General features: G+C 42.3%; 29 protein-coding genes. 3 read left to right on the forward strand and 26 right to left on the reverse strand.

Going from position 1 to position 25,165, the window contains the following annotated elements; genetic code table 11:
- Nucleotides 1-97: 97 nt before the first annotated feature.
- From ACVC7S_RS05655 to ACVC7S_RS05725, 15 genes are all read right to left on the reverse strand, one after another.
- The gene (locus ACVC7S_RS05655) at nucleotides 98-748 is read right to left on the reverse strand and encodes a DUF1803 domain-containing protein (protein WP_447266485.1); all 651 of its coding nucleotides are present in this window, start codon (nucleotides 746-748) and stop codon (nucleotides 98-100) included.
- Nucleotides 732-1,244, reverse strand: coding sequence for a YiiX/YebB-like N1pC/P60 family cysteine hydrolase (locus ACVC7S_RS05660; RefSeq protein WP_000892233.1), 513 nt, complete (start codon nucleotides 1,242-1,244; stop codon nucleotides 732-734). The genes ACVC7S_RS05655 and ACVC7S_RS05660 overlap by 17 nt, the downstream gene beginning before the upstream one ends.
- A 122-nt stretch (nucleotides 1,245-1,366) precedes the next feature.
- The gene (locus ACVC7S_RS05665) at nucleotides 1,367-1,693 is read right to left on the reverse strand and encodes a DUF2568 domain-containing protein (protein WP_000985025.1); all 327 of its coding nucleotides are present in this window, start codon (nucleotides 1,691-1,693) and stop codon (nucleotides 1,367-1,369) included.
- A 53-nt stretch (nucleotides 1,694-1,746) separates the two neighbouring features.
- Nucleotides 1,747-2,682, reverse strand: a complete 936-nt coding sequence (locus tag ACVC7S_RS05670; protein ID WP_447266486.1) for a manganese-dependent inorganic pyrophosphatase — start codon at nucleotides 2,680-2,682, stop codon at nucleotides 1,747-1,749.
- 85 nt (nucleotides 2,683-2,767) lie between these two features.
- Nucleotides 2,768-3,052 (reverse strand): GIY-YIG nuclease family protein, encoded by a 285-nt coding sequence (locus tag ACVC7S_RS05675; protein ID WP_447266487.1) that lies wholly within the window; start codon nucleotides 3,050-3,052, stop codon nucleotides 2,768-2,770.
- On the reverse strand, nucleotides 3,042-3,791 hold the full coding sequence (locus ACVC7S_RS05680) for a tRNA1(Val) (adenine(37)-N6)-methyltransferase (RefSeq protein WP_447266488.1): 750 nt from the start codon (nucleotides 3,789-3,791) through the stop codon (nucleotides 3,042-3,044). Before ACVC7S_RS05680 ends, ACVC7S_RS05675 begins: the two co-directional genes overlap by 11 nt.
- Before the next feature lie 53 nt (nucleotides 3,792-3,844).
- Nucleotides 3,845-4,204, reverse strand: a complete 360-nt coding sequence (locus tag ACVC7S_RS05685) for a S1 RNA-binding domain-containing protein (RefSeq protein ID WP_000689618.1) — start codon at nucleotides 4,202-4,204, stop codon at nucleotides 3,845-3,847.
- A gap of 1 nt (nucleotide 4,205) precedes the next feature.
- Nucleotides 4,206-5,606 carry a bifunctional Cof-type HAD-IIB family hydrolase/peptidylprolyl isomerase gene (locus ACVC7S_RS05690; protein WP_447266489.1) on the reverse strand — a complete coding sequence of 467 codons (1,401 nt, stop codon included), beginning with the start codon at nucleotides 5,604-5,606 and terminating at the stop codon, nucleotides 4,206-4,208.
- 81 nt (nucleotides 5,607-5,687) lie between these two features.
- Nucleotides 5,688-6,197: a GNAT family N-acetyltransferase gene (locus tag ACVC7S_RS05695; protein ID WP_447266490.1), complete on the reverse strand. Its 510-nt coding sequence runs from the start codon at nucleotides 6,195-6,197 to the stop codon at nucleotides 5,688-5,690.
- Nucleotides 6,198-6,453: 256 nt separating this feature from the next.
- Nucleotides 6,454-6,693, reverse strand: a complete 240-nt coding sequence (rpsR, locus tag ACVC7S_RS05700) for a 30S ribosomal protein S18 (RefSeq protein WP_000068664.1) — start codon at nucleotides 6,691-6,693, stop codon at nucleotides 6,454-6,456.
- A gap of 31 nt (nucleotides 6,694-6,724) precedes the next feature.
- Entirely contained in the window at nucleotides 6,725-7,195 is a 471-nt protein-coding gene (gene ssbA, locus ACVC7S_RS05705) for a single-stranded DNA-binding protein SsbA (RefSeq protein WP_000609596.1), read from the reverse strand.
- A gap of 11 nt (nucleotides 7,196-7,206) precedes the next feature.
- Nucleotides 7,207-7,497 (reverse strand): 30S ribosomal protein S6, encoded by a 291-nt coding sequence (gene rpsF, locus ACVC7S_RS05710; protein WP_001151782.1) that lies wholly within the window; start codon nucleotides 7,495-7,497, stop codon nucleotides 7,207-7,209.
- A gap of 148 nt (nucleotides 7,498-7,645) precedes the next feature.
- Nucleotides 7,646-8,989, reverse strand: coding sequence for an asparagine--tRNA ligase (gene asnS, locus ACVC7S_RS05715; RefSeq protein ID WP_447266491.1), 1,344 nt, complete (start codon nucleotides 8,987-8,989; stop codon nucleotides 7,646-7,648).
- A 149-nt stretch (nucleotides 8,990-9,138) separates the two neighbouring features.
- Entirely contained in the window at nucleotides 9,139-10,317 is a 1,179-nt protein-coding gene (locus ACVC7S_RS05720) for a pyridoxal phosphate-dependent aminotransferase (protein ID WP_447266492.1), read from the reverse strand.
- 9 nt (nucleotides 10,318-10,326) lie between these two features.
- On the reverse strand, nucleotides 10,327-10,803 hold the full coding sequence (locus ACVC7S_RS05725; RefSeq protein ID WP_447266493.1) for a cell wall elongation regulator TseB-like domain-containing protein: 477 nt from the start codon (nucleotides 10,801-10,803) through the stop codon (nucleotides 10,327-10,329).
- A gap of 119 nt (nucleotides 10,804-10,922) precedes the next feature.
- On the opposite strand from ACVC7S_RS05725, the gene ACVC7S_RS05730 reads away from it, so the two are divergent.
- Both ACVC7S_RS05730 and ACVC7S_RS05735 read left to right on the forward strand, forming a co-directional pair.
- Nucleotides 10,923-11,369, forward strand: a complete 447-nt coding sequence (locus ACVC7S_RS05730; protein ID WP_447266494.1) for a MarR family winged helix-turn-helix transcriptional regulator — start codon at nucleotides 10,923-10,925, stop codon at nucleotides 11,367-11,369.
- A 91-nt stretch (nucleotides 11,370-11,460) separates the two neighbouring features.
- Nucleotides 11,461-12,009, forward strand: coding sequence for an NADPH-dependent FMN reductase (locus ACVC7S_RS05735; protein ID WP_447266495.1), 549 nt, complete (start codon nucleotides 11,461-11,463; stop codon nucleotides 12,007-12,009).
- Nucleotides 12,010-12,040: 31 nt separating this feature from the next.
- Here the strand turns inward: ACVC7S_RS05735 and yaaA are convergent, their stop codons facing one another.
- The 5 genes from yaaA to ACVC7S_RS05760 all read right to left on the reverse strand — a co-directional run bounded on the left by yaaA (nucleotide 12,041) and on the right by ACVC7S_RS05760 (nucleotide 17,885).
- Nucleotides 12,041-12,769 carry a peroxide stress protein YaaA gene (yaaA, locus tag ACVC7S_RS05740; protein WP_000697764.1) on the reverse strand — a complete coding sequence of 243 codons (729 nt, stop codon included), beginning with the start codon at nucleotides 12,767-12,769 and terminating at the stop codon, nucleotides 12,041-12,043.
- Between the two features lie 79 nt (nucleotides 12,770-12,848).
- Entirely contained in the window at nucleotides 12,849-12,980 is a 132-nt protein-coding gene (locus ACVC7S_RS05745) for a DUF3953 domain-containing protein (protein WP_002874755.1), read from the reverse strand.
- Nucleotides 12,981-13,066: 86 nt separating this feature from the next.
- The gene (locus tag ACVC7S_RS05750) at nucleotides 13,067-14,662 is read right to left on the reverse strand and encodes a hypothetical protein (RefSeq protein ID WP_447266496.1); all 1,596 of its coding nucleotides are present in this window, start codon (nucleotides 14,660-14,662) and stop codon (nucleotides 13,067-13,069) included.
- Between the two features lie 11 nt (nucleotides 14,663-14,673).
- Nucleotides 14,674-15,084 carry a peptide deformylase gene (locus tag ACVC7S_RS05755; RefSeq protein ID WP_447266497.1) on the reverse strand — a complete coding sequence of 137 codons (411 nt, stop codon included), beginning with the start codon at nucleotides 15,082-15,084 and terminating at the stop codon, nucleotides 14,674-14,676.
- Between the two features lie 104 nt (nucleotides 15,085-15,188).
- Entirely contained in the window at nucleotides 15,189-17,885 is a 2,697-nt protein-coding gene (locus ACVC7S_RS05760; protein WP_447266498.1) for a cation-translocating P-type ATPase, read from the reverse strand.
- A gap of 307 nt (nucleotides 17,886-18,192) precedes the next feature.
- Here ACVC7S_RS05760 and ACVC7S_RS05765 point away from each other — a divergent pair, with 307 nt between their 5' ends.
- Complete coding sequence (locus tag ACVC7S_RS05765; protein WP_447266499.1) at nucleotides 18,193-19,386, forward strand: cation diffusion facilitator family transporter; 1,194 nt, start codon at nucleotides 18,193-18,195, stop codon at nucleotides 19,384-19,386.
- 60 nt (nucleotides 19,387-19,446) lie between these two features.
- On the opposite strand, the gene ACVC7S_RS05770 is transcribed toward ACVC7S_RS05765, so the two are convergent.
- From ACVC7S_RS05770 to ACVC7S_RS05795, 6 genes are read right to left on the reverse strand one after another with little or no spacing between them, the layout of a single operon-like run.
- The gene (locus ACVC7S_RS05770; protein WP_447266500.1) at nucleotides 19,447-20,052 is read right to left on the reverse strand and encodes a hypothetical protein; all 606 of its coding nucleotides are present in this window, start codon (nucleotides 20,050-20,052) and stop codon (nucleotides 19,447-19,449) included.
- Nucleotides 20,049-21,917 carry an ABC-F family ATP-binding cassette domain-containing protein gene (locus tag ACVC7S_RS05775; protein WP_447266501.1) on the reverse strand — a complete coding sequence of 623 codons (1,869 nt, stop codon included), beginning with the start codon at nucleotides 21,915-21,917 and terminating at the stop codon, nucleotides 20,049-20,051. The genes ACVC7S_RS05770 and ACVC7S_RS05775 overlap by 4 nt, the downstream gene beginning before the upstream one ends.
- Nucleotides 21,914-23,113, reverse strand: a complete 1,200-nt coding sequence (locus tag ACVC7S_RS05780) for a CCA tRNA nucleotidyltransferase (protein WP_447266502.1) — start codon at nucleotides 23,111-23,113, stop codon at nucleotides 21,914-21,916. The genes ACVC7S_RS05775 and ACVC7S_RS05780 overlap by 4 nt, the downstream gene beginning before the upstream one ends.
- Nucleotides 23,110-23,877, reverse strand: coding sequence for a 4-hydroxy-tetrahydrodipicolinate reductase (gene dapB, locus ACVC7S_RS05785; protein ID WP_447266503.1), 768 nt, complete (start codon nucleotides 23,875-23,877; stop codon nucleotides 23,110-23,112). The genes ACVC7S_RS05780 and dapB overlap by 4 nt, the downstream gene beginning before the upstream one ends.
- A 47-nt stretch (nucleotides 23,878-23,924) precedes the next feature.
- Nucleotides 23,925-24,773: a DegV family protein gene (locus tag ACVC7S_RS05790; protein WP_447266504.1), complete on the reverse strand. Its 849-nt coding sequence runs from the start codon at nucleotides 24,771-24,773 to the stop codon at nucleotides 23,925-23,927.
- Nucleotides 24,774-24,775: 2 nt separating this feature from the next.
- Nucleotides 24,776-25,150: a DUF1149 family protein gene (locus tag ACVC7S_RS05795; RefSeq protein ID WP_001050092.1), complete on the reverse strand. Its 375-nt coding sequence runs from the start codon at nucleotides 25,148-25,150 to the stop codon at nucleotides 24,776-24,778.
- Nucleotides 25,151-25,165 lie beyond the last annotated feature (15 nt).

Raw genomic sequence — 25,165 nt, forward strand, 5'->3', positions numbered from 1 at the left:
CTGTCTCCTTTGCTTTTAATACGATAAACGTTATCGCTTACATTCAGTTTATGCTTATTCTTTAGTAAAGTCAAACAATCTGCTCAAAATGAAGCAATTAAGGTAAATAGAAAGTCAACCGTTCCTTGTCAAAATCAACAGCCAACTCATACTTCCCTTCTTCATTTTGAACAATATAGCCCAAGACGACTAGACTCTCAACGAAGATATCACGCCGTTTCTGCATAAGCTGGTCCTTTTTGAGGAACTTGAGCAAAAACGTCGTCATATACTTGAGAGCATACTCAGGATTGACATCTCCTAAAATGGCATAGAGTTCTTGCTGTTTTTCTGTCAAAGGATATTGATTCTTGACCTTGTAGAAATAGTTGGATAAAGTCATCTTTTCTCTTGCAAAGTCCGTACGTTCGACTAAAATGGCAGCATTGGTTTGATTGCGCAATTCTGTCTCAAAAGTCTTCTCCAGCAAGGCTTGATAGACTGGGCTGTCCTCTCTGATAAAAATCTCTTGGTCAAGGGATAGATTACCTATCGATTCTAGAAAAGGGAGATTAAGGGAATAACGTTTGTTTTCCCTTAGGATCAAGCCTGCCTTGATAAACTCTTCCATGAGCTTATCAACTGCTACATCTGGAAACTGAGCCTTAATTTCTCGGAGGATCACATCATCATGCTGGTCCAGATAGTCCACCAAATCTATAAAAAATGGCTGTCGAGTCAAACGAGATGGGTTAAAAATCTGAATCATGAAGATTCCTTTCTTTACATTCTAAAAGAGGGGATGCTGCTAGTTGACTAGGATTGGTCCCTGGCTGATTCAGAGGCACAGGAAATTTGAGTTTCCTGTAATATTCCCTCCAAAAATCACTAATCTCCTGCTCCCCATCACCAAATTTCATGGGAATAGTTTCAAAAATCGGTAGGATTTCAGCGATATACTGGGAGCAATAAAAGCCATTCCCATCCGGATAAAAAGAGGCATTATAGGGTGCACCCAAATGTTTGCTAGCTCTCTCCTTTACCAAGTCAGCTTCCAGCTCTGGATAGACATAAAGATCGTAGAGATGAGTTGGTTCAAAAAATTCAGCCGGTTCTTGACAAATGACACCAGCTTGTCCACTAGCATGGTAAATGAAACCGTCCAAAAAGATGGCTACATGACTATAGTTCCCAGTAGAATCCTGGATAGCCTGACCCATATCTGAAAGGTCCTTCACAAAAATCAAATCGCCATTTTCTAACATCTTTCTCTCCTAGAAAAAAAGGAGCCGAAACCCCTTTAGCTATATGGAAAACACCGTTTTCTCGTGTCAATCTCCAGTCAAATAATTACCATTTAAATAATTCATTAACTATATTATAAGAATCACTCTAGCTGAAAATAATAAAGCAGACCCAAACTTCCAAAAGACAGAGCTAAGTATAGGATTCCTATTTGCAATCCATACAAATGCCAAAAACTACCACTAACTAAAATAAAAATCGATGTTTCAGCAACGAGGCGATGCCATTTTTTAAAAGCATGTGGAGATTTTGGTGCCATATATCGCGCCCAAAATAAGATTAATAGAACTGCTAGAAGAAAAAATAGGAATTTTTCCAGCCAAGAAATTTGTATCACAGATACGGAGAAAAGACCAAGGATTGCCACAACCTCAACCAAAAAGCGCAGTCCTTCAATCAATCGCATCATGCTATCACCTTCTATAAATAGTCAAATTAACAGTTCCAAATATTCCTTAAAAATTACCCATTAAAGCTTTCAGTCAACTGAGGCACCACTTGTTTCTTACGTGAAACAGCACCTGGAAGGAATGCGTGGTTGTTTTCAAGTTTGAAGTTGAAAGCTGCTTCTACCTTGTCCATGTTTGATCCAAGAGCCAAAATTTCAGAGTTTGAGTTGACGATATCTGTAATCATCAAAACAAAGTCAGAGTAGCCGTTTGCTGCATTAGCCACTTGCATTGCTGCTTCGATTTCTGCTTGACGTTCCAAGACTTCAGCAATATCAACTGTATTGACTTGGGCAACACGAACCTTATTTCCGTTGAGTTCAAAAGTCTTAGCATCGATGTCAATCAATTCTTCAGCAGATTTGCTAGCCAAGTTTGTACCAGCTTTCAGCATAGCAAGACCGTACTCTTCCAAGTTGACACCAGCCAATTCAGCCAATTCAGGAGCAATGACTTTATCAGATGGGTGAGTTGTTGGAGATTTCAAAAGAAGGGTATCTGAAATCAAACCTGAAAGCATCAAACCTGCGATTTCTTTAGGAACTGCTACACCATGTTCTTTGAACATGCGGTAAACGATAGATGAAGCTGATCCAACTGGTTCCAAACGCATGTAAAGCGGACTTGCAGTTTCAAAGTTAGCCACACGGTGGTGATCCACTACTCCGTATACTTCTACTTCAGCGATATCTGACACTGATTGTTGGAATTCATTGTGGTCAGTCAAGATGACTTGCTCTGCACCTTCTGCTTTAGCAGATGTGATGACGCGTGGTGCTTCTAGACCAAAATAGTTCAAAACGAAGGCTGTTTCTTCATTAGGAGTTCCAAGTGCTACTGCTTCTGTGTCCAATCCATAAGCCTCTTTTGCAAGATAGTCAAAGGCTACAGATGACCCGATGGCATCTGAGTCTGGATTTTGGTGACCAAATACTAGAATCTTAGACATGATAATACCTCTTTAAATTTATTCATCTTATTGTAGCACTTTTTTCCTCTTTTGACAAAAGTAAGAGGAGTCAAAAGACTCCTCGTTAGATATCAATATGGTTGACTAGATTTTTCTCTTGATTTTCGGATAAAAATCGTTCTTTCTGTGGACGTTTCTTTCTTTTGAGGAGAGCTTCGGCAGACATGGCTTCTTCCTTACTAGCAAACCCCTCTACATAGATGAGTTTGACTGGCAAGCGAGCTCGGGTATACTTGGCTCCCTTACCACTATTATGAACGGCAAGACGCCTCTTCACATCCGTTGTATAGCCCGTATAGTAAGAACCGTCGCGACACTCCACCACATACATAAAGGCTTTATGATCCATAGTAAATCTCTTGAATTTCTGGTGTATAGGAACCATCATCATTGTGAACGATGAGAGGTGGCAAGACCTTAAAGCCACTCGTCGAGCCATCCTTGATAGCTTCGATTAAGAGCATATTAGCCTCCTTCTCTCGTTTAGGATAGACAAATTGCAGGCGCTTAGGTGCCAAATTGTGGCGTTGAAGCATGTCCAAGATATCCAAGAGCCGATCAGGACGATGGACCATGGCCAAACGGCCATTAGACTTGAGAATACTCTGAGCACTTCGGCAGATTTCTTCTAGGTTAGTCGTAATTTCGTGTCTGGCCAGAAGGTAGTGCTCACTCTCGTTCAGATTAGAATGCGGATCCACCTTAAAATAAGGCGGATTGCACAAAATCATATCCACCTTACTTCCCTGAATGTGGGCAGGCATATTTTTCAAATCATCACAGATGACCTGCATCTGCTCTTCCAAGCCATTCAACTGAACCGAACGCTCTGCCATATCCGCCAAACGCTCCTGAATTTCTACAGAGAGAATTTTTGCCTTGGTACGACTACTTGCAAAAAGTCCAACTGCACCATTTCCAGCACAAAAGTCCACAATTAACCCCCGTTTAGGGAAGCGAGGAAAGCGTGATAAAAGAACACTATCCACCGAATAGCTAAACACCTCTCTATTTTGAATAATCTTGATATCTGTCGAAAAGAGCTGGTTGATTCGCTCTCCTGGTTTTAATAATTGTTCTTCTTTCATACTTTCATTATATCAAATTATGTTAATAGCACAAATGATTTAGATAATCGTATTTATGGCTTCTTCTTTAAATGCTCCAGTGCCTCACGCGTCCAAACAGGCATCATTCGGGCAAGTGGTGCAAAACCGTGCTTGATCCGATCATTTGAAAAACGTCTCCGTCTTGGCAATTGATGTTTTTCCTCTTCCAGAGTACGGATAGAAAGACTAGCCTTCCCAGTGTATTCGTCAAAATCCACCACCTGAACTTGGACTTCATCGCCAATTTTTAAAATGTCATAGATATTTTCAATAAATCCCGTCCGAATCTCCGAGATGTGAATCAGCCCTGTCACCCCTGTCTCTAACTCGACAAAGGCACCATAGGGCTGAATTCCTGTAATACGCCCAGTTAGCTTATCACCAATTTTCATTCTAGTCCTCAATTTCAATCGTTTCAATTACTACATCTTCAACTGGTTTGTCCATTGCACCAGTCTCAACAGCTGCAATGGCATCCAAGACCACAAACGATTCTGCATCTACCAACTGCCCAAAAACAGTATGGCGGCGGTCAAGGTGAGGAGTTCCACCTTGTTCTGCATAGATCTCAGCGATTGGTTCAGGCCAGCCACCACGCGCAATCTCTTTCTTAGAGTACGGCAAGTGTTGGTTTTGCACGATAAAGAACTGGCTACCATTGGTATTTGGACCCGCATTGGCCATAGAAAGAGCGCCACGAATATTATAAAGTTCTTCAGAAAATTCATCTTCAAAAGCTTGGCCATAAATCGACTCTCCGCCCATACCAGTACCAGTTGGGTCTCCACCTTGAATCATAAAGTCCTTGATAATACGGTGGAAAATCACACCATCATAGTAACCGTCTTTTGAAAGCGCAACAAAGTTGGCTACTGTTTTGGGAGCCTGTTCAGGGAAGAGCTTGATACGCAAGTCTCCGTGATTTGTCTTAATGGTCGCGAGAGGACCTTCTACTGTTTCAATGTCTACTTGTGGGAAATGCAATTCTTTTTCTACCATACCAAATCCTTCTAAGGCATCAAAAATGCCATCTTCTTCTACTGTTTTTGTAATATAATCTGCTTTTTCTTTGATTTTTTCATGGGAAATTCCCATGGCAATGCTAATTCCTGCATAATCAAAGAGTTCCAAGTCATTCAGACCGTCTCCAAAGACCATGACATTCTCTGGTTTCAAGCCTAAATGCTCTACCACCTTGGCTACACCTGTGGCTTTTGAACCTGAAATAGGCACGATATCAGATGAATGTTCATGCCAACGCACCATGCGAAGTTTACCAGAGAGACTATCTGGCAAGTGCAGGTCATCTCCTTTATCCTCAAAGGTCCACATCTGATAAATCTCTACTTTTTCATGAAAATCTGGATCCACATCCAAGTTTGGATAAATCGGATCAATTGCCTCACTGATCAGTTCTGTTCGAGTGGAGAGTTTGGCGTCATGACTGCCAACCAAGCCGTATTCAATCCCCTCTTGTTTTGTCCAAGCGATGTATTCTTCCACATCTTCTTTAACAATCTGATGCTGATAAATGATTTGATCTTTTTTATCTTCTATATAGGCCCCATTCAGGGTCACAAAAAAGTCTGGCTTGAGGTCTCTAATCTCTGGAACAACACCGAAAATACCGCGCCCAGAGGCAATACCTGTTAAAATCCCTTTCTCTCGCAACTGCTTAAAAACAGTGGGAATTGTCGCCGGAATAAAGCCCGTCTTTGACGTACGCAAGGTATCATCAATATCAAAAAAGACGATTTTAATCTTCTTTGCCTTATATTTTAATTTTGCATCCATCTCTCTACCTCTTTTCCATCACTCTTTCCATTATACCATAAAGTAGAGAAATCCCCTATCTTCAAAAAAATTCGCTATCTCTTATTCGAACTTCTTGGATAGGTACAGAACTAAATCATCATTATTTTGAATAGTTGCATTCATTTCCAAGGGCTGATTTCGATACCAAACACCTGAACCATCTGGAATATAGCCCCGTCTGATATACAATCTCTGGGCAGGTCCATAGCCTGAGTGCAAACCTACACCCAACGTCACTTTGTCTGAAAAAAGCTTTACTCGTCTTTCTGCCTCTTCCATCAAGAGGTTTCCAATTCCTTGATTTTGAAAAGGCTCAAAGACATTAAAATCTGAAAGTTCCGGAGCCCTTCCAGCAAAGGGACCCTGCTTAGCATCGGGTAAAATACTAATGTAGCCCGCTACAGTACTAGTAAGGTCAGCAATTAACACTTCCCTCTCTCCACTTTCCTGCTCTTTAAAATATCGAGTTAAAATCTCCTCTCTACTTGGCCAACCTTGTCTGATAAATCCTCGAGATAGATCTTTAATGTCAGATTCTTGCATTTTTCTAATTGAACATGTCGTCTTCATAAGTTGCTCCTTTAAAGCTTTCTCCTACCATTATAGCACGATAATAAAGATTAAAAGAAAAAACCTAGTAAGACAAAAAAATCTTGCTCGGTCAAAAGGGACTCCATTCTAACAGAGTCCTGGAAAAGTCTAAAAAAGGGCCACTGGACCGAAGTCGCCTTCTCGTTTCAAAGCTCGTGAAAAAAAGACCCGTTGGGGTCTTAATTCGCTTTCTAGTTTTCAAGCTCATGAAAAAGAGGTCCACTGGACCTCTTTTTTAATCTTCGTTTACGAAAGGCATCAAAGCCATTACGCGAGCGCGTTTGATAGCTGTTGTTACTTTACGTTGGTTTTTAGCTGAAGTTCCTGTTACACGACGAGGAAGGATTTTCCCACGTTCTGAAACGAAACGGCTAAGAAGCTCAGTATCTTTGTAATCAACATATTCAATTTTGTTTGCTGCGATGTAATCAACTTTTTTACGGCGTTTGAATCCGCCACGACGTTGTTGAGCCATGTTTTTTCTCCTTTATAGTATTAATTGTCCATTAGAATGGTAAATCATCATCTGAAATATCCAATGGATTTGTTGCTCCAAATGGATTTTCAGAACGTGAAAAGTCTGGTACTGGGTTTGCAGGTGCTGATTGACCAGCAGTTGGGGCAGAATAAGCTCCACCTGTATGTCCTTCGCGCACTCCGCGGCTTTCCAACATTTGGAAATTCTCAGCCACGACTTCTGTTACGTAGACACGTTGTCCTTGCTGGTTATCGTAACTACGAGTCTGGATACGACCTGTGATCCCGATAAGAGAGCCTTTTTTAGCCCAGTTAGCAAGATTTTCAGCCTGTTGGCGCCACATAACGACATTGATGAAATCAGCCTCACGTTCGCCATTTTGACTCTTAAATGTACGGTTTACTGCAAGAGTAAAAGTCGCAACTGCTACATTTGATGGGGTATAACGTAACTCAGCGTCACGTGTCATACGCCCTACAAGTACAACATTGTTAATCATAATTTACCTTCTTACGCGTCAAGTTTGACGATCATGTGACGAAGAATGTCAGCGTTGATTTTTGAAAGACGGTCAAACTCTTTAAGAGCTGCGTCGTCGTTTGCTTCAACGTTAACGATGTGGTAAAGTCCTTCACGGAAATCTTGGATTTCGTATGCAAGACGACGTTTTTCCCATGATTTTGATTCAACAACAGTTGCACCGTTGTCAGTCAAGATAGAGTCAAAACGTGCTACCAAAGCGTTTTTCGCTTCTTCTTCAATGTTTGGACGAATGATATAAAGAATTTCGTATTTAGCCATTGATATGTTCCTCCTTTTGGTCTAATGACCCCTAGTCTTTGCAAGGGGTAAGTGAGGTTTGCTCACAATAAACTATTATACTAGAAAAACTGATAGATAGCAAGATAAAAGTGAAAAAAGAAGATGAAATTATCTTCTTTTTACTAATTTATGGTTTGATACGGTGCAACATACGTGGGAATGGAATGGCTTCACGGATGTGTTTGGTTCCAGCTGCGAAAGTTACCATACGCTCGATACCGATACCAAATCCACCGTGTGGTACTGTACCGTATTTACGAAGGTCAAGGTAGAATTCGTACTCTGTACGATCCATACCAAGTGATTCCATCTTAGCGACAAGGGCATCGTAGTCTTCCTCACGCATGGAACCACCGATGATTTCTCCGTAACCTTCTGGCGCAAGCAAGTCTGCACAAAGCACGCGATCTGGGTTTCCAGGGACTGGTTTCATGTAGAAGGCCTTGATAGCTGCTGGATAGTTGATAACGAAAGTTGGCACACCAAAGTGGTTTGAAATCCAAGTTTCATGCGGTGAACCGAAGTCATCTCCATGTTCCAAATGCTCGTAGTCTGCATCTTCATCGTTTTCATGCTCTTGCAAGAGGTCAATGGCTTGATCGTAAGTGATGCGTTTGAAAGGCTCTGCAATGTAGCGTTTCAAGAGCTCTGTATCACGTTCCAAGGTTTCCAAGGCTTGAGGAGCACGGTCTAGAACACCTTGAAGAAGGGCTTTAACATAAGCTTCTTGCAAGTCAAGTGACTCATCATGTGTCAAGTAGGAGTACTCAGCATCCATCATCCAGAACTCAGTCAAGTGACGACGCGTTTTTGATTTCTCCGCACGGAATACTGGACCAAAGTCAAAGACACGGCCAAGGGCCATAGCACCTGCCTCTAAGTAAAGCTGACCTGATTGGCTCAAGTAGGCTGGCGTTCCGAAGTAGTCTGTTTCAAAGAGTTCAGTTGAATCTTCTGCCGCATTTCCTGAAAGGATTGGGCTATCAAACTTCATGAAGCCGTTCTTGTCGAAGAACTCATAAGTTGCATAGATAATAGCGTTACGGATTTGCATCACCGCTACTTGCTTACGAGAACGGAGCCACAAGTGACGGTTGTCCATCAAGAAGTCTGTTCCGTGTTCTTTTGGAGTGATTGGGTAGTCTTGAGATTCACCGATCACTTCGATGTCTGTGATATCGAGCTCATAGCCAAACTTAGAACGCTCATCTTCTTTGACAATTCCTGTCACATAAACAGAAGTCTCTTGACTCAAGTGTTTGATCGTTTCAAATTTTTCAAGACCAACTTCTTCGCCGAACTTTTCAATAAAGTTTGGTTTAAAGGCTACACCTTGGAAGAAGGCTGTTCCATCACGCAATTGCAAGAAGGCAATTTTCCCTTTTCCTGATTTGTTGGCAACCCAGGCTCCAATGGTCACTTCTTGACCAACGTAGTCTTTTACTTCGATAATTGTTACACGTTTTGTCATGTTTTATCTTCCTTTTCTTTAACTTGTCCGAAGACGTCATTACTCATTATTTTACCACAAATAGACTCTGATAGCTAGGTTCGACTAGAGAAAATTCGCGAGATTTTCGTTACAAAAAATCTTCGCCAAAAAGGCGAAGATTTTGAGTTTTATTTTTCCATAAATTGATGCAAACGACGAATAGCTTCTTTCAAAGTATCCAAGTCTGTGGCATAGCTGAGACGAACATTTTCTGGTGCTCCAAATCCAGCTCCTGTAATCAAGGCGAGACCAACTTCTTCAAGAATAGCTGTTGTAAACTCCGTCACATCGGTATAGCCCTTCATCTCCATCGCTTTTTTAACATTTGGGAAAAGATAGAAAGCTCCTTGGGGCTTGACTACTTCAAATCCTGGCACTTGGCACAAAAGAGGATAGATGGTATTCAACCGTTCCTCAAATGCTTGGCGCATGGTTTCGACAGAGTCTTGTGGTCCAGTTAGGGCTTCAATGGTAGCATATTGTGATACAGCAGTTAGGTTTGAGGTTGTTTGTCCTGTCAATTTGCTCATAGCAGCGATAATTTCAGGATTTCCTACAGCATAACCTACCCGCCAACCGGTCATGGCATAGGCCTTAGATACACCGTTGATCACGATGGTTTGCTTGCGAATCGCTTCTGACAGACTAGAAATTGGAACAAATTCATTTCCATTATAAACTAGGCGACCATAGATATCATCTGCTAGGATGAGGACATCATGTTCAACCGCCCAATTTCCGATAGCCATCAATTCCTCACGAGTGTAAATCATACCGGTCGGATTCGATGGCGAATTGAGAACCAAGACCTTGGTCTTATCTGTTCGGGCCGCTTCTAGCTGCTCGACCGTTACTTTAAAGTGATTGTCTTCCTTGGCTTGGACAAAGACCGGCACACCTTCTGCCATCTTGACTTGGTCCCCATAACTGACCCAGTATGGTGTAGGGATGATGACCTCATCACCTGGATTGACCACAGCCATAAAAAAGGTATAGAGAGAGAACTTAGCACCTGTAGCAAAAGTAATCTCGTTGGTTGCTACAGAATAGCCATAATAGCGTTCAAAGTAGGTATTAACCGCAGCCTTTAAGTCTAGCAGACCTGAAGCAACTGTATAAAATGAAGCTCGTCCATCACGAATCGCTTCCACCGCCGCATCCTGAATATTTTCAGGAGTATGAAAATCAGGCTGTCCCAAGGTTAAGAAAAGAACATCTTTTCCTTGAGCTTTTAAAGCTTTGGCTCTTGCATCACTGGCTAGGGTGACGCTTTCTTCCATTTCTAGTACACGTTTGGATAGTTTCATATGCCCTCCTTATTGGATCACTACTCCTGTTTCAAAGTCCACCAGATAGTAGTGGTTTCCTGATTTAACTTCCCAAATCGGCTTGTCCTGATAACGACCAAAAGTAATCTTGTCAATGTCGCTAGCTCCTTTTTCCCTCGAAATCGTCGCTGCCTTGTCTTGAGAAATCCCCTTATCAAGCTGGTAAACATAAATCTTGTGATCATTCTTTTCAATCAGTACGGCAATGGCCTCTTGCTTTTTATTATGTCCTAAAACGCTATAATAACCTTCTAGTCCATTATAAAAATCAACCTGATCTGCCTGTTCCAATTCTGCATACTGCTTGGCCAGCTTTTCTCCCTCAACCCTAGCATCTTGATAGGGTTTCATGCTGAGTGATATCAGATAAAGGAAGGAAGTCGTCATGACTAGCAGTACCAGAGAAATACCGATTCCATACTGTAAAAGTAGCTTGTTTTTTGCTTTTTTCTGTCTTTGTTTCACTCGTCTATTTTACCATCTCTCTTCCTTTATTACAAGTGAATATAGGAACTTTCTGAGATAATTTCCCTATGAAATCCATGCCTATTGTATTTCTATTTATTTATTGATAGAATACCCTTATGAAACAATATTTGAAAAAGAAAATTTCCGATAATCAACTAGACTTAAAAACGGCTATCGTTATCAATAAAGCCATACGAACTTTTAAACCTTATGAAACCAAGGCTGCCAAAGAACACGGACTAACCCCTACTCAATTTTCCGTTCTGGAAACTCTCTATAGCAAGGGAGAACTGCGCATTCAGGATTTGATTGAAAAAATGTTGGCCACTTCTGGAAACATGACTGTTGTTATTCGAAATATGGTTCGAGATGGGTGGATTTCTAAAACTTGTGATCCCAAAGACCGTCGTTCTTTTTTCCTGAAATTAACACCTGCAGGATGTAGAAAAATCGAAGAGGTTCTTCCTGACCATATCGATTCTATCGTAGAAGCACTCAGCATCTTGGAAGATAGCGAAAAGGAAGACTTAATCCACGTTTTAAAAAAATTTAAAAATTTGTGAGCAAAATTATTGCTAATTAGTATTTTTTGTTGTAACATAGATGGTAACAAAAGGGTTCGCTCTTTGAATTTTAAACTAAAGGAGACATATCATGTCTAAAAAAGTATTATTTATCGTCGGTTCACTTCGCCAAGGTTCTTTCAACCACCAAATTGCCCTCGAAGCTGAAAAAGCACTTGCTGGAAAAGCAGAAGTTAGCTATCTTGATTACTCAGCTGTTCCTCTCTTCAGCCAAGATTTGGAAGTTCCAACTCATCCAGCTGTAGCTGCTGCTCGTGAAGCAGTCCTTGCTGCGGATGCTATCTGGATCTTCTCTCCAGTCTACAACTTCTCTATCCCTGGAACAGTGAAAAACTTGCTTGACTGGCTCTCTCGCGCCATTGACTTGTCTGATACACGTGGTGCTTCTGCCCTCCAAGACAAGTTTGTTACTGTCTCATCTGTAGCCAATGCTGGTCACGATCAACTCTTTGCTATTTACAAAGACCTCTTGCCATTTATCCGTACACAAGTCGTTGGTGATTTTACAGCTGCTCGTGTCAATGACTCTGCTTGGGCAGACGGAAAATTGGTGTTAGAAGAAGCAACTGCTTCATCACTTGCAAAACAAGCGGACGACCTTCTTGTAGCCATCAACTAATCTAGCAAAAACCAGCTCGAATGAGCTGGTTTTATGCTTGTTTCACAAAGACGAGTTCTAAATCACTTGATAAATCAGGTCGGTAGTCAAAGCCGGCAAAGCGGAGCTTGCGAGCTTGTTCGACTGTATGGACTTGCCCCTCTATCAAGGCGGTTAAAAAGGCACCACGGGCTTTTTTTGAAATGGTTGAGTGGATTTTCAGCTGGCCTGCCTTGTCCTCCATAAATTTGAAGGTCACCATCTTTTCTCTAATTTCCTTCGAAAATACGGTTTCAAACTCTGATGATAGGAGTGAGAATATCAAATCCTCATCCTCTAGTGCCTCATCGTAGGCTGACTTCCAATGACTCTTTAAAGTCTTCCCAGCAACTTTTAACTTCATCAAGAAGTCCAAACGGTGAGGAGCCATTGGCGACAAGGCGGGGACAACACCGTATAAAGCCGAGGTAATTAGGACATGATTTTCAAGATAGGTTTGTTCAGCCTTGGTTAACTCATCTCGTTTGATGTGACGATACATGAGACCATCGAAAAGTTTCAAGGCTGGATAATGTTTAGCCCTGTGATCTTTTAAAGCTTGAATATGAGCGTACTCTTCTTCTGCTTTCTCGGCAGATACCTTATAAAAAGTCTCTAATTCACTGGCTGAGTAGTGCGCCAGTGAGTCAAGGACTACCTGACTTTCTTCCCTCAAGGGGAGCGCTTCGATACAAGGATGGTCTGTGTTCATTTCTTTTGCTGTTGGGATTAAAATTTTCATATTGTTAGTGTAGCATATTTTTCAACCACGACCAAGAATTTCATCTTAAAAACCTCGGTTCACACCGAGGTTTCTCTGTTTATTTTGGCCATCCTAACCAGATAGCCACGAGAACAAGGGCTGTGCCAGCTAAGCTTGTTAAGATAGATAAGAATTTATCTTTTTTCTCCTTGAACTGAGAAAACCTATTTTTATACTCAATGAAAATCAAAGAGCAAACTAGGAAGCTAGCCGCAGGCAGTACTTGAGTACGGCAAGGCGACGCTGACGTAGTTTGAATTTGATTTTCGAAGAGTATTATTGTACTTTAAAGGTCTTGAGATAATTATCTTTTCCAACTTGACCTTCAAAGGATTGCCCATTTTCAAGGTAAGGAAGGTCGTCTGACACGGAAGCCTTGACTTTATAAATCTTGCCATCAACTTTGAAGAAGTAGACGGTGTCACCCTTGATAACAGCTGATTTAAGGTCTGAAACCACTCCCTTGATGTTTTCTACCGTTTCATTATCCAGCTCGAGGTCATTTTTATTGGCATATTTGCTGAGGAGTTCATCTACCGTAGCTGCTACGATGACGTTTTGGTACTCCACTGCATCAACCAAGGCATACTCCTTGACCAAGCCTGCATTGTCCTTCAAGCCCATGATATAGAGTGGTTTATCATTGAGATTGACAAGGATAGGGAAGGTCGCCTTGTAGGCCTTCTCCTGCACTGCTCCTTCTGCGGAAGCACGGGCAGATTCTTCGGTTGCTGATGCTAGATTGTACTTGGTGATTTCACCAGTGCGCATGTTTTCAAGGATAAATCCTAAATTACTTTCGTCAGCATTTGCTGAAGTCACACCTGTGTAGAGATAAATGTCATTTCCGATAGAAAGATAGTTATAGCCCTCTGTCGTTTGGGTAACATTTTTCTTAGAAATCAAGGCATTCCAGAAGCCGTCTTTGTACTTGCCGTTGTAGTTGATTTGTTCGATGGTTTCTTCGGCTGGATAGACACGGTCCACCCATTCTGGCACTTCTTCCAAGCTGTATTCCTTGGTTTCGCCATTGGTAGCATCCAAGATAATAACAGATGAAGGACGAGGAACTCCTAGACCAAACCGCTTTTGATAAACGGTTGCTACATAGAAAGGATTGCCTTCATCATCCACCTCAAAGGATGGCTTTTTAAAAATCTTGGTTGGGTACTTAATCCGAAGATGACGTTTGACATCGCGGTTAAAATACTCAGAGTCTGAATACTTCATCGGTGTTTTTAAATCTACCAATTCCGCATTTCCTGTCACCATATCAACCTTGATATACTCGCCAATCCCCTTGGTTTGATTGTTAAACCATTTGATGGGATCAGCATACTCCAAAGGAGTTACCCGATAAGGTTTGCCATCAACCGTTAGTTGCGTATAGGTATCTGCTGCGACGTACTGGGATACCTTATCCGTCAGAGAGCCCAGATAACGGTCCCCAATTTTTTCTGCAGTGCTCCGATCCAAGATCGGAACCTTACTGGTATCACTCTTAGGAAAATCTTTAAAGTCTTTTTCGGTGATAGAAACCACATTAGCATAGTTTTTTGCTTGGAAAAAGCTTGATGTCACTAAGCTTACCAGACCAGCAAGGGCAAAGATAAGGCCTGCAGCCAGCAACAATCCTCTACTGAGTTTGGTAAAATGAAGTCCTTCTAGATTGAGCTCATTGGCAGGCTTGCCATGACGCACATGAACCGTTTTGAGGAGATTGGAATCCTTGCGGAAACTAAACAAAATCCCCATCACCACCAGATGCCCACAAAGAAAGAAGATGAATTCCCAGCTAGTAAGATTGAAGGGAGGCAAAAAGATATACCAGGTCGTTGCAATAAAAACAAGTTCAAATAGTATGCGTTTCATCTGAGTTCCTCCTAAATAATTCGTCCTTCCAAATGATCCAGTTCATGTTGGCATATCTGAGCTGGAAAACCTGTTAGCGTAATAGTCTGTTCCTGCCACTTGCTATCGCGATAGGAAACCGTAATCGTTTCATAACGAGTCGTCGGTCGAACCCCAGTCAAAGACAAACAACCTTCCTCTGTCTCATAAGGCCCTTTATAGGAAAGGAGAATGGGATTAAACATAACCATGGGAACTAGGCCGAGATTAAAGATAATCACGCGCTTCTGCTCCCCAATCATATTGGCCGCCAAACCGACACAGGTCTCGCGATTAGCCAGCAGGGTATCCTGCAAATCCTTAGCCAGATAAAGGTCTTCTTGACTTGCAGGTTTCGAGACCTGCGACAAGAATAGGACATCTCGAACAATTTTCTTTTCCATTCTCTTACGCTCCTTACAACTTTACTTTATTATAGCACAAAAGAGGGCAACTTCTAGTCCTTTCCCTCAAATGCAAAAAAAGCCATCCGAAGATGACTTTCTTTTTAAATTGCGTTCTTATCAAGACCAAGTTTACGTTGAACAAACTTAACGATTTCTACGATAAGTATCATTGAGAAGCTTCCAGCCAGAACAATGGCCCATTGTGACAAGTCTAGTTTGGTTACGTGGAAGATACCTTCAAGCGGTTCTACAACGATGGTTGCCATAAGAAGAATGAAAGATACCAAGATTGACCAGTTGAAGGTCTTAGACTTGAATGGTCCAACTGTCAAGATGGATTGGTAAACAGACTTAACGTTGTAGGCATGGAAGAGCTGAATCAAACCGAGTGTTGCAAAGGCCATGGTAAGGGCATCTGCGTGAATAGCTTGATTGTCTCCTACATGGACTGGATAGGTAAGAGCAAGGCCATAAACGGTCAAGACCAGTGCCCCTTGGAGTACACCTTGATAGATGATAGAACTCAAGACCCCACCTGAGAAGAAACTTGACTTACGTCCACGAGGTTTGTGGGTCATAACACCTGGCTCAGCAGGTTCAACACCAAGAGCGATAGCTGGGAAGGTATCGGTTACCAAATTGATCCACAAAAGATGAACTGGTTGCAAAACATCCCATCCAAAGAGGGTTGCTAGGAAGATGGTCAAAACTTCAGCCGTATTGGCAGAAAGTAGGTACTGAATGGTCTTTTGAATGTTTGAGAAGACCTTACGTCCTTCTTCAACTGCGACGATAATGGTCGCAAAGTTATCATCCGCAAGAATCATATCAGAAGCACCCTTAGAAACCTCTGTACCAGTGATTCCCATACCGATACCAATATCGGCTGTTTTCAGAGCTGGTGCATCATTCACACCGTCACCTGTCATAGCAACGACCTTACCTTGGTTTTGCCAAGCTTTGACGATACGAACCTTGTGCTCTGGAGATACACGCGCATAAACAGAGTATTGACCAACTACTTTTTCAAATTCTTCATCAGAGAGTTCGTTGAGCTCAGCACCAGTCAAGACATGGTCTTCCGAGTCATTTTCATCGATGATTCCCAAACGTTTGGCAATGGCTTCTGCTGTGTCTTGGTGGTCACCCGTAATCATGATTGGACGGATTCCCGCTTCCTTAGCGACACGAACAGCTTCTGCCGCTTCTGCACGCTCAGGGTCAATCATCCCAATCAAACCAGTAAAGATCAAGTTGTTTTCAAGCTCTTCAGAAGTAAGATTTTCTGGAATACTATCGATAATCTTATAAGCACCTGCAAGGACACGCAGAGCTTGGTGAGCCATTTCAGAGTTGTTTGTATGGATTAATTCAGTAACTTTCTCATCAATCGGAGCGGCATCTCCAGCCTTATCACGAGCAACACAACGTTTCAAAAGTTGATCTGGAGCCCCCTTGACCGCCACAAGGAATTTCCCATCTGGCAATGGATGAATCGTTGACATAAGTTTACGATCTGAGTCAAACGGCAATTCAGCTACACGAGGATATTTCTCTAAGAACCCTTTAACATCGTAGCCCTTGTCCAAGGCATACTGGATGAAGGCCGTTTCCGTTGGATCCCCGATCAGGTTTCCTTCTGCATCAATCTTAGTATCATTAGCCAAAACAACAGAACGAAGAAGAGGCATTTCAAGACCTAGTTCAATGTCATCAGCAGAGTCATGTAAGACTGCATCATAGAAGACTTTTTCGACTGTCATTTTGTTCATGGTAAGCGTACCAGTCTTATCAGAAGCGATGATTTCAGTTGAACCAAGTGTTTCTACTGCTGGCAACTTACGAACGATAGAGTTTCGTTTTGCCAAAACTTGAGTACCAAGGGCAAGAACGATGGTCACGATAGCAGGAAGTCCTTCTGGGATGGCTGCAACAGCAAGCGCAACAGAGGTCATCAACTCACCAAGTGGATTTTTACCTTGAATGAAGACTCCGACTACAAAAGTAACAAGCGCAATGACCAAAATTGCATAGGTCAAGACCTTAGAAAGGTTGTTCAAGTTTTGTTTGAGTGGTGTATCCGTCTCATCCGCATCTTGGAGCATGCCAGCGATATGACCAACTTCCGTGTACATACCTGTATTGACAACAACACCAAGACCACGACCATAAGTCACGTTTGAGTTTTGGAAGGCCATATTGACACGGTCACCAATACCAGCATCTGCAGCAAGCTCGACGGTCAAGTCTTTTTCGACTGGCACAGACTCACCTGTAAGAGCTGCTTCTTCAATTTTAAGAGAGTTGGCTTCTAGCAAACGTAGGTCTGCTGGCACCACGTCACCTGCTTCGAGGGCAACAATATCACCTGGTACCAATTCTTTAGAATCAATCTCAGCCATGTGCCCATCACGAAGAACACGAGCAGCTGGACTAGACATGGATTTGAGAGCTTCGATCGCTTCTTCTGCTTTTCCTTCTTGGTAAACACCAAAGGCTGCGTTGATGATAACAACGGCTAGAATAATGATGGCATCTGCAATATCTTCCCCACCAGAAGTTATGACAGACAAGATGGCTGCAGCAACCAAAATAATAATCATCAAATCCTTAAACTGTTCGATGAATTTAACCAAGAGAGATTTTTTCTCACCCTCTTCGAGTTCATTGCGCCCATATTCAGCTAGGCGTTTCTGCGCTTCGCTTGACGAAAGGCCTTGCTCAGTTGCTTCAACCGACTTCAAGACTTCTTCGGGACTTTGAGTATAAAACGCTTGGCGTTTTTGTTCTTTTGACATGTGTCTCCTCCTTGACTTTGTGTGCAAAACAAGCTCTCTTTTGGTTTTATGACAAACAAAAAGAGACCTGTTAATCATAACAAGTCTCGCTGTTTAAGATAGCGCCGGAAAACATACTTTGCAGTATAAAATTCGGAATGACGACACTATCACAGGTTTCTGCCAGCTACTCCCTTGAGTAGTACTATTATATCAAAATTTAAACAATTTTCAAGAATTAAAATCCGATGAAACAAGACTAAATTTGAATTTTCCTTTGAAAACCAGTATAATGAAAACAGAATCTCAGCACTAGAAAGGAAGTCCGATGAATCAATCCATATCAAATCTCAAGTTGGCGGAACGTGGTGCCATTATCAGCATTTCGACCTACCTCCTCTTATCTACGGCAAAATTAGCGACTGGCCACCTCCTACAGTCCTCCAGTTTGGTAGCGGATGGTTTCAACAACGTATCCGATATTATCGGAAATGTTGCTCTTCTGATCGGTATTCGGATGGCACGCCAGCCTGCAGACCGTGACCATCGTTTCGGTCACTGGAAGATTGAAGATTTGGCTAGTTTGATTACTTCCATCATCATGTTCTACGTTGGCTTTGATGTTCTTCGGGACACTATTCAAAAAATTCTCAGTCGGGAACAGACGGTTATCGACCCTCTGGGTGCAACTCTCGGAGTCATCTCTGCGGCAGTCATGTTCGCAGTTTATCTCTATAATACTCGCCTCAGTAAGAGATCCAAGTCCAAGGCACTAAAGGCTGCCGCCAAGGACAATCTTTCCGATGCTGTCACCTCGCTTGGGACTTCCATTGCCATCCTAGCCAGCAGTTTTAATTATCCAATCGTGGATAAATTGGTCGCTATCATCATCACCTTCTTTATCTTAAAGACAGCCTATGATATCTTTATCGAGTCTTCCTTCAGTCTTTCAGATGGTTTTGATGACCGTCTGCTGGAGGACTACCAAAAGGCCATCATGGAGATTCCAAAGATTAGTAAGGTTAAGTCCCAAAGAGGGCGCACCTACGGTAGCAATATCTACCTTGATATCACGCTGGAGATGAATCCTGACCTATCAGTCTATGAAAGTCACGAAATAGCAGACCAGGTCGAATCCATGCTAGAAGAGCGTTTTGGAGTCTTTGACACCGATGTTCATATCGAACCTGCTCCTATACCTGAAGACGAAATTTTGGACAATGTCTATAAAAAACTACTCATGCGCGAGCAATTGATTGACCAAGGAAATCAATTAGAAGAACTCCTTGCTGAGGACTTTCTCTATATCCGTCAAGATGGAGAGCAGATGGACAAGGGCGCTTATAAAGTTGCAAAAGAACTACCTACTACAATCAAGGACATTCAGATTACTTCCATTAGTCAAAAAACCAAACTCATTTGCTATGAGCTAGATGGCATCGTCCACACTAGTATATGGCGTCGCCATGAGACTTGGCAAAATATTTTCCACCAGGAAACTAAAAAAGAAGATAAACAATGACCCTATCCAGTGGATAGGGCCTTTTTTGATTGATTTTCTTTAAACTAAACGGGCTTATAGCTATTTGGAAGATCTGGTTTTCGAAGCTTGTTTTGTCTGTTTTCTTGCTTGACGATTTTGTTCGATACGCCATTCTCTTTCATAGTACTTCATGGTCTCGTATACCCTTTCAGGAAGACCTACATCTAGTAGAAAGATAGGGATGATCAAATCTGCTGACGGATGAAAAGGGAAACACCTTCTCTTCAGTAGGACTATAAGTGATTGGGATTTCGCATTTTCCTTGTTTTTAAAATCAACTTCAATCCGGTAGGAATCCCTATACTTCCCTCGAATCCGAGAGAAGGAAAATTCCTCTACATCAGCCCAAGCGTAGAAATGACTGGGTTTCTTTGGATTCGGTTTGTAGTAAAACCCCTTAACTGTACATCTCAAATATTCCTTATCGGAACTTAACAGTCTGTATGTCTGATAAATGACTACTCCAGCACAAAAAAGTACAAACAGCATCAACAAAAGACTTACCGTATGAAGTCCCGTCCCCTTTTGCGAATACGAATGGAGATAATAGAGAGGTAACAAGAAGAAAAGCACCGAAGCTAGGCCAAACAAGGCATTCCAAATGATTTTCTTGGGACTACATTTAATGATTTTTTCTTCCATCATGCCAACTCACTTAGGTATTCATAGCGTTCGTATTTTTCAAGGAGTGCTTCGTTTTTCTCGTCTAGCTCTTTTTGAAGAGTCGCTAGTTTACCAAAGTCGGAGCCATTTGCCTGCATCTCCTCTTCAATAGCAGCAATACGGTTTTCCAAGGCTTCAATATCACCTTCAATGCTTGCCCACTCCTGCTTTTCTTGGTAGCTCATGCGTTTCTTGTCTTCACGGACCTTGACCACTTTCTCCTTTTCAGCCTTTTGCACTTGATTGACCATATCAGTTTCAAAGGCTTTTTCATCAAGGTAGTCGGTGTAATGACCAAAGAAAGTACGAATCTTGCCATTCTCAAAAGCGAGAATCTTGGTCGCTACCTTATCCAAGAAATAACGGTCATGGCTAACTGTCAAGACAGGACCTGCAAAGCTCTGCAAGAAATTCTCTAAGACTGTCAAAGTCGCAATATCCAAATCATTGGTCGGCTCGTCCAAAAGAAGAACATTTGGTTTTTCCAAAAGCAATTTGAGGAGATAAAGGCGTTTTTTCTCTCCACCAGACAATTTCTCAATCAGGGTTCCATGCGTCGAACGTGGGAAGAGGAACTGCTCCAGCAACTCAGCGATGGAAGTCGTAGAACCACCACTGGTCTTTACCTCTTCTGCTACTTCCTGCAGGTAATTGATAACGCGCTTGCTCTCGTCTAAGCCTTCGATTTGTTGAGAGAAATAGGCAATGCGAACCGTCTCACCGATGATAACTTGACCTTTAGTCGGCTCAAGACTCCCTGCAATGAGATTAAGCAGAGTTGACTTCCCCACACCATTATCCCCAACGATTCCGATACGGTCTTTGGCTTGCACCAAGAGATTAAAATCTTGCAAAATTGGCTTGTTTTCATAGGCAAAGGAAACATCCTGAAACTCGATGACTTTTTTCCCAATCCGACTGGTTTCAAAGTTCATGGTTAAGTCTGTTTCAGCAACGCCACCTGAAACTTCTTTTTTCAAATCGTGGAAACGATTGATACGGGCCTGTTGCTTGGTCGCACGTGCCTGTGGTTGTCTGCGCATCCAGGCTAATTCTTGTTTATAGAGTTGTTCTTTTTTGTGGTGAAGTGCTGCATCACGCTCATCTTGTTCAGCCTTGAGACGAACATAATCCTGATAATTTCCCTGATACTCGGTCAAGCCTGCTCGGTCCAACTCGAAAATTCGTGTTGATAGTGCATCTAGGAAATAACGATCATGGGTGATAAAGAGAACTGTCTTCTTAGAATTTTTCAAAAAGAGGGTCAGCCACTCAATGGTCGCAATGTCCAGATGGTTGGTCGGCTCGTCCAGAAGCAAGAGGTCGTGGTTTCCTAGAAGAACTTGCGCCAACTGAACCCGTCTTCTTAGACCACCTGACAATTCACCAACTGGAGTCGACAAGTCCTGAATACCCAGCTTGCTGAGGACCGTCTTGACCTGGCTTTCAATTTCCCAGGCTTGGAGAGAGTCCATCTCTGCCATGACCCGTTCCAAACGAGCTTGCTTGTCCTCACTGTAGTTAAGCATGATTAACTCATACTCACGAATGAGCTGGATTTCCTTGAGGTCGCTGGACAGAACCGTGTCCAAAACTGTCTTGCTATCATCAAAATCCGGATCCTGGGTCAAGTAGCCAATCTTATAGTCATTCTTAGCAGAAAAAGGACTGACATCCCCGTCAAAGCCAGAAACACCAGAAAGGACATCTAACAGAGTGGTCTTACCCGTTCCATTGACACCAATGAGACCGATTCTGTCCAAATCATGGATGATAAAAGAAATATCCTTAAAAACGGTCTTGTCACCAACGGATTTACTTAGTTTTTCAACGATAAAATCACTCATTTTTTCTCCCTCAGGTAAGTATGAATGGCATCACGGTCATTCTCCAAGTCACCATCGACAATGGCAAACTCAATCTCAGTTAAAATATCTCCCAAATCTGGACCTGGCTGATAACCATATTCCTTGATTAAAATACCACCGTTAATCTGGATTTCTTTCTTGTCATGAATGGTCAAACTTTGGTAAGTTTCTGTGATAGCTTGTGAATTGACTTCTTTCCCTTGGGCTTGACGAAGACGTTCAGCTTGTAGAAGGGAATCCAAGTCAAAGCGGTAACAATCACGCTTGCTCAACTCTCCTTCTTCTCGTAGAGCCAAAATAGTCAGCAAATCCTGAACCTGCTTTGCAAATTGGCGTGAGGTCTTCCAATGCTTCAAAAATGGTTGAGCATCCTCAATTTCCAGTACCCACAAGAGAGCCGCCCAAGCTTGTTCAGAAGACTCAAAGGTGAAATCCGCCTCTAAATCAAACAATTTTTGAAGCTTTTCTCGACTGTCTGCCATATCAGGGAGGTAATCATAAGCTTGACTCTCAATCATGGAAAACAAGCCAACACGCCAAAAAGGTGCAAGCAAGAGTTTGTCAAATTCAACAAAGGTACGTTCCACAGAAATCTTCTCCAAGAGCGAAGTCAAGGATTTCATAGCTTCGAAAGTTTCTCGCTCAAGTTCAAAACCAAGACTGGCCTGAAAACGAAAACCACGCATGATACGCAAAGCATCTTCATTGAAACGCTCACTAGCCACTCCAACTGCTCGCAAGACTTGATTTTTCAAATCTTCTAAACCATGGAACAAGTCGATGATTTCACCTGTCTCATCCAAGGCAAAAGCGTTGACTGTGAAATCACGGCGCTTGAGGTCTTCTTCTAGTGAACGCACGAAGGAAACCGCACTGGGTCTGCGATAGTCCACATAGACATCTTCGGTCCGAAAGGTGGTTACCTCATACTCCTCGTCCCCATCTAAAACCAAGACCGTTCCATGCTCAATTCCGATATCGGCTGTGCGAGAGAATATCTGCTTGGTTTCCTCTGGATAAGAAGAAGTCGCAATATCCACATCATGGATGGGACGATTGAGGATAGCATCTCGAACAGAGCCCCCAACAAAATAGGCTTCAAAACCTGCTTCTTTAATTTTTTCTAATACTGGTAAAGCCTTCTGAAATTCAGAAGGCATTTGTGTTAATCTCATAATAAGTGTTCTAATCCATAGACAAGCTCATGACGCTTGACAACTTCTTTGATTCCCAAATTGACCCCTGTCATGAAGGAGCTGCGATCATAGGAGTCATGACGGAGTGTCAATCCCTCTCCCTGATTGCCGAAGATGACTTCCTGATGGGCAACCAAGCCTGGTAGACGGACTGAATGGATTCGCATACCATCAAAATTAGCACCACGGGCACCTGCAATCAATTCTTCCTCATCAGGCGCACCTTGCTGAATAGACTCCCGAACTTCAGCCATCAACTCAGCTGTTTTAATGGCTGTTCCACTCGGAGCATCTTTTTTCTTGTCATGATGAAGCTCGATAATCTCCACATTTGGGAAATATTTGGCAGCCTGGGACGCAAATTGCATCAGCAAGACAGCTCCCAAGGCAAAGTTAGGGGCAATCAAGCCACCCAAATCTTGTTCACGGGAAAATGCTTTTAGTTCTGCAATTTCTTTACTAGTGAAGCCTGTTGTTCCTACGACAGGAGCAAAGCCATTTTCAAGGGCAAAGCGCGTATTTTCGTAGGCAACAGCTGGTGTGGTGAAATCCACCCAGACATCCGCTTCAAAACCAGCCAAGGCAGCCTTATCATTGAAGACAGGAATTCCCTGCCACTCTGACTCAGACTCAAACGGATCCAAAACTGCGACCAAGTCCACGTTAGGATCAGCCAAGACCATCTGACAAGCGGCCTGACCCATCTTTCCCTTAAAACCGGCAATAATTACTCGAATACTCATCTCTACTCCTGTCTAAGATACAAAGGACGTTAGCTGCCCAGAACATTCTAGACAACTGGCGTATAGCTCAAGGCAATACTGCCTTCTCCAAGGTGGGTCCCAATGACACTACCAAAGCTGACAATTGGAATCTCAGAATTCACACCACTCTCAATCAAGAGTTGGCGCAAATCTGCCGCCTTTTGAGGTGCATTACCATGAATGACTGTAATACGATAGTCCCCATCTTTTGTCAACTCTTTGATGATTTCCACCAAACGTTTGGTTGCTTTTTTCTCTGTACGAACTTTTTCGTAAACTTCAATCACACCTTGGTCATTGAAGTAAAGAACGGGCTTGATACTGAGAAGATTTCCTAAGATGGCAGCCCCATTTGATAGACGTCCTCCCTTAACCAAGTGATCAAGGTCATCTACTATGATAAAGGCTGAATTATCAGCGATTTGGATAGCCAATTTCTCCTGAATCTGAGCAAAATCATCGCCCTGTTCTGCCCATTCAAAGGCACTCTCTACCATAAATCCTAGAGGAGCACTTGTGATATGGGTATCAGGAAAGGCAATGGTCAAATCTTCATACTCGTCTAACATATATTGGATATTCTGATAAAAACCTGAAATCCCTGACGAAAGAAAGAGCCCCAAGACATGGCTATAGCCCTCTTCTTTCAAGGAACTTAGAATCTCATCCAATTTAGCAATACTTGGTTGACTGGTCTTAGGCAATTCAGCAGACTGAGCCATTTTTTGATAAAATTCCTCAGCAGTCAGATTGACACCTTCGACATACTCTTCTCCATCAATATTGACAGGAATATCCAAGATAAATAGATTCTCTCTTTGCAGCGTCTTCTCCTCTAAATAGGCGGAAGAATCTGTAATGACAGCTAATTTCATGACTAAAACTCCAAATTGATCCCTGGAAGATCCAAGGCGATTTCTGTTACTTCATACGTCAAACGATTGAGCATGTTCAAACATGGACGTGCCAGAGTTTCAACTTCTTCTTGGTTAAATTCGCTTGGTTCATTAACAATACGACCTTCCACATGGTTGACTTGGGAAATTGTTCCGCTGATGACAAATTTGTCAAAGACAATCATAAAGCTCAAGATAACAACTAGCGAAGTCACTTGGTTTTCTTGGTCGTGTTGGAGTAACTGAAAGTTCACGTCTACCTTGGTTTCAGGGGCTCCATTCTCATTTTCCCATTCAAAGTTACGAGCATCAAAGTGATACTGGCTAACAAATTCTTGTTCTCTTTTAAGATTCATTTTTCTCTCCCTTTG

Source organism: Streptococcus sp. Z556, from assembly GCF_053010225.1.

What these genes read in the sequence shown, in the direction of transcription:
- ACVC7S_RS05750 (WP_447266496.1), bottom strand. Translation starts at nt 14,662, where the DNA reads ATGAAACGCATACTATTTGAACTTGTTTTTATTGCAACGACCTGGTAT.
- ACVC7S_RS05680 (WP_447266488.1), bottom strand. Translation starts at nt 3,791, where the DNA reads ATGAAAGAAGAACAATTATTAAAACCAGGAGAGCGAATCAACCAGCTC.
- ACVC7S_RS05670 (WP_447266486.1), bottom strand. Translation starts at nt 2,682, where the DNA reads ATGTCTAAGATTCTAGTATTTGGTCACCAAAATCCAGACTCAGATGCC.
- ACVC7S_RS05775 (WP_447266501.1), bottom strand. Translation starts at nt 21,917, where the DNA reads ATGAGTGATTTTATCGTTGAAAAACTAAGTAAATCCGTTGGTGACAAG.
- asnS (WP_447266491.1), bottom strand. Translation starts at nt 8,989, where the DNA reads ATGACAAAACGTGTAACAATTATCGAAGTAAAAGACTACGTTGGTCAA.
- ACVC7S_RS05735 (WP_447266495.1), top strand. Translation starts at nt 11,461, where the DNA reads ATGTCTAAAAAAGTATTATTTATCGTCGGTTCACTTCGCCAAGGTTCT.
- ACVC7S_RS05665 (WP_000985025.1), bottom strand. Translation starts at nt 1,693, where the DNA reads ATGATGCGATTGATTGAAGGACTGCGCTTTTTGGTTGAGGTTGTGGCA.
- ACVC7S_RS05765 (WP_447266499.1), top strand. Translation starts at nt 18,193, where the DNA reads ATGAATCAATCCATATCAAATCTCAAGTTGGCGGAACGTGGTGCCATT.
- ACVC7S_RS05730 (WP_447266494.1), top strand. Translation starts at nt 10,923, where the DNA reads ATGAAACAATATTTGAAAAAGAAAATTTCCGATAATCAACTAGACTTA.
- ACVC7S_RS05790 (WP_447266504.1), bottom strand. Translation starts at nt 24,773, where the DNA reads ATGAAATTAGCTGTCATTACAGATTCTTCCGCCTATTTAGAGGAGAAG.
- rpsF (WP_001151782.1), bottom strand. Translation starts at nt 7,497, where the DNA reads ATGGCTAAATACGAAATTCTTTATATCATTCGTCCAAACATTGAAGAA.
- ACVC7S_RS05760 (WP_447266498.1), bottom strand. Translation starts at nt 17,885, where the DNA reads ATGTCAAAAGAACAAAAACGCCAAGCGTTTTATACTCAAAGTCCCGAA.
- ACVC7S_RS05675 (WP_447266487.1), bottom strand. Translation starts at nt 3,052, where the DNA reads ATGGATCATAAAGCCTTTATGTATGTGGTGGAGTGTCGCGACGGTTCT.
- ACVC7S_RS05690 (WP_447266489.1), bottom strand. Translation starts at nt 5,606, where the DNA reads ATGGATGCAAAATTAAAATATAAGGCAAAGAAGATTAAAATCGTCTTT.
- ACVC7S_RS05655 (WP_447266485.1), bottom strand. Translation starts at nt 748, where the DNA reads ATGATTCAGATTTTTAACCCATCTCGTTTGACTCGACAGCCATTTTTT.
- ACVC7S_RS05685 (WP_000689618.1), bottom strand. Translation starts at nt 4,204, where the DNA reads ATGAAAATTGGTGATAAGCTAACTGGGCGTATTACAGGAATTCAGCCC.
- ssbA (WP_000609596.1), bottom strand. Translation starts at nt 7,195, where the DNA reads ATGATTAACAATGTTGTACTTGTAGGGCGTATGACACGTGACGCTGAG.
- yaaA (WP_000697764.1), bottom strand. Translation starts at nt 12,769, where the DNA reads ATGAAAATTTTAATCCCAACAGCAAAAGAAATGAACACAGACCATCCT.
- rpsR (WP_000068664.1), bottom strand. Translation starts at nt 6,693, where the DNA reads ATGGCTCAACAACGTCGTGGCGGATTCAAACGCCGTAAAAAAGTTGAT.
- ACVC7S_RS05755 (WP_447266497.1), bottom strand. Translation starts at nt 15,084, where the DNA reads ATGGAAAAGAAAATTGTTCGAGATGTCCTATTCTTGTCGCAGGTCTCG.
- ACVC7S_RS05660 (WP_000892233.1), bottom strand. Translation starts at nt 1,244, where the DNA reads ATGTTAGAAAATGGCGATTTGATTTTTGTGAAGGACCTTTCAGATATG.
- ACVC7S_RS05795 (WP_001050092.1), bottom strand. Translation starts at nt 25,150, where the DNA reads ATGAATCTTAAAAGAGAACAAGAATTTGTTAGCCAGTATCACTTTGAT.
- ACVC7S_RS05770 (WP_447266500.1), bottom strand. Translation starts at nt 20,052, where the DNA reads ATGATGGAAGAAAAAATCATTAAATGTAGTCCCAAGAAAATCATTTGG.
- ACVC7S_RS05695 (WP_447266490.1), bottom strand. Translation starts at nt 6,197, where the DNA reads ATGAAGACGACATGTTCAATTAGAAAAATGCAAGAATCTGACATTAAA.
- ACVC7S_RS05780 (WP_447266502.1), bottom strand. Translation starts at nt 23,113, where the DNA reads ATGAGATTAACACAAATGCCTTCTGAATTTCAGAAGGCTTTACCAGTA.
- ACVC7S_RS05720 (WP_447266492.1), bottom strand. Translation starts at nt 10,317, where the DNA reads ATGAAACTATCCAAACGTGTACTAGAAATGGAAGAAAGCGTCACCCTA.
- dapB (WP_447266503.1), bottom strand. Translation starts at nt 23,877, where the DNA reads ATGAGTATTCGAGTAATTATTGCCGGTTTTAAGGGAAAGATGGGTCAG.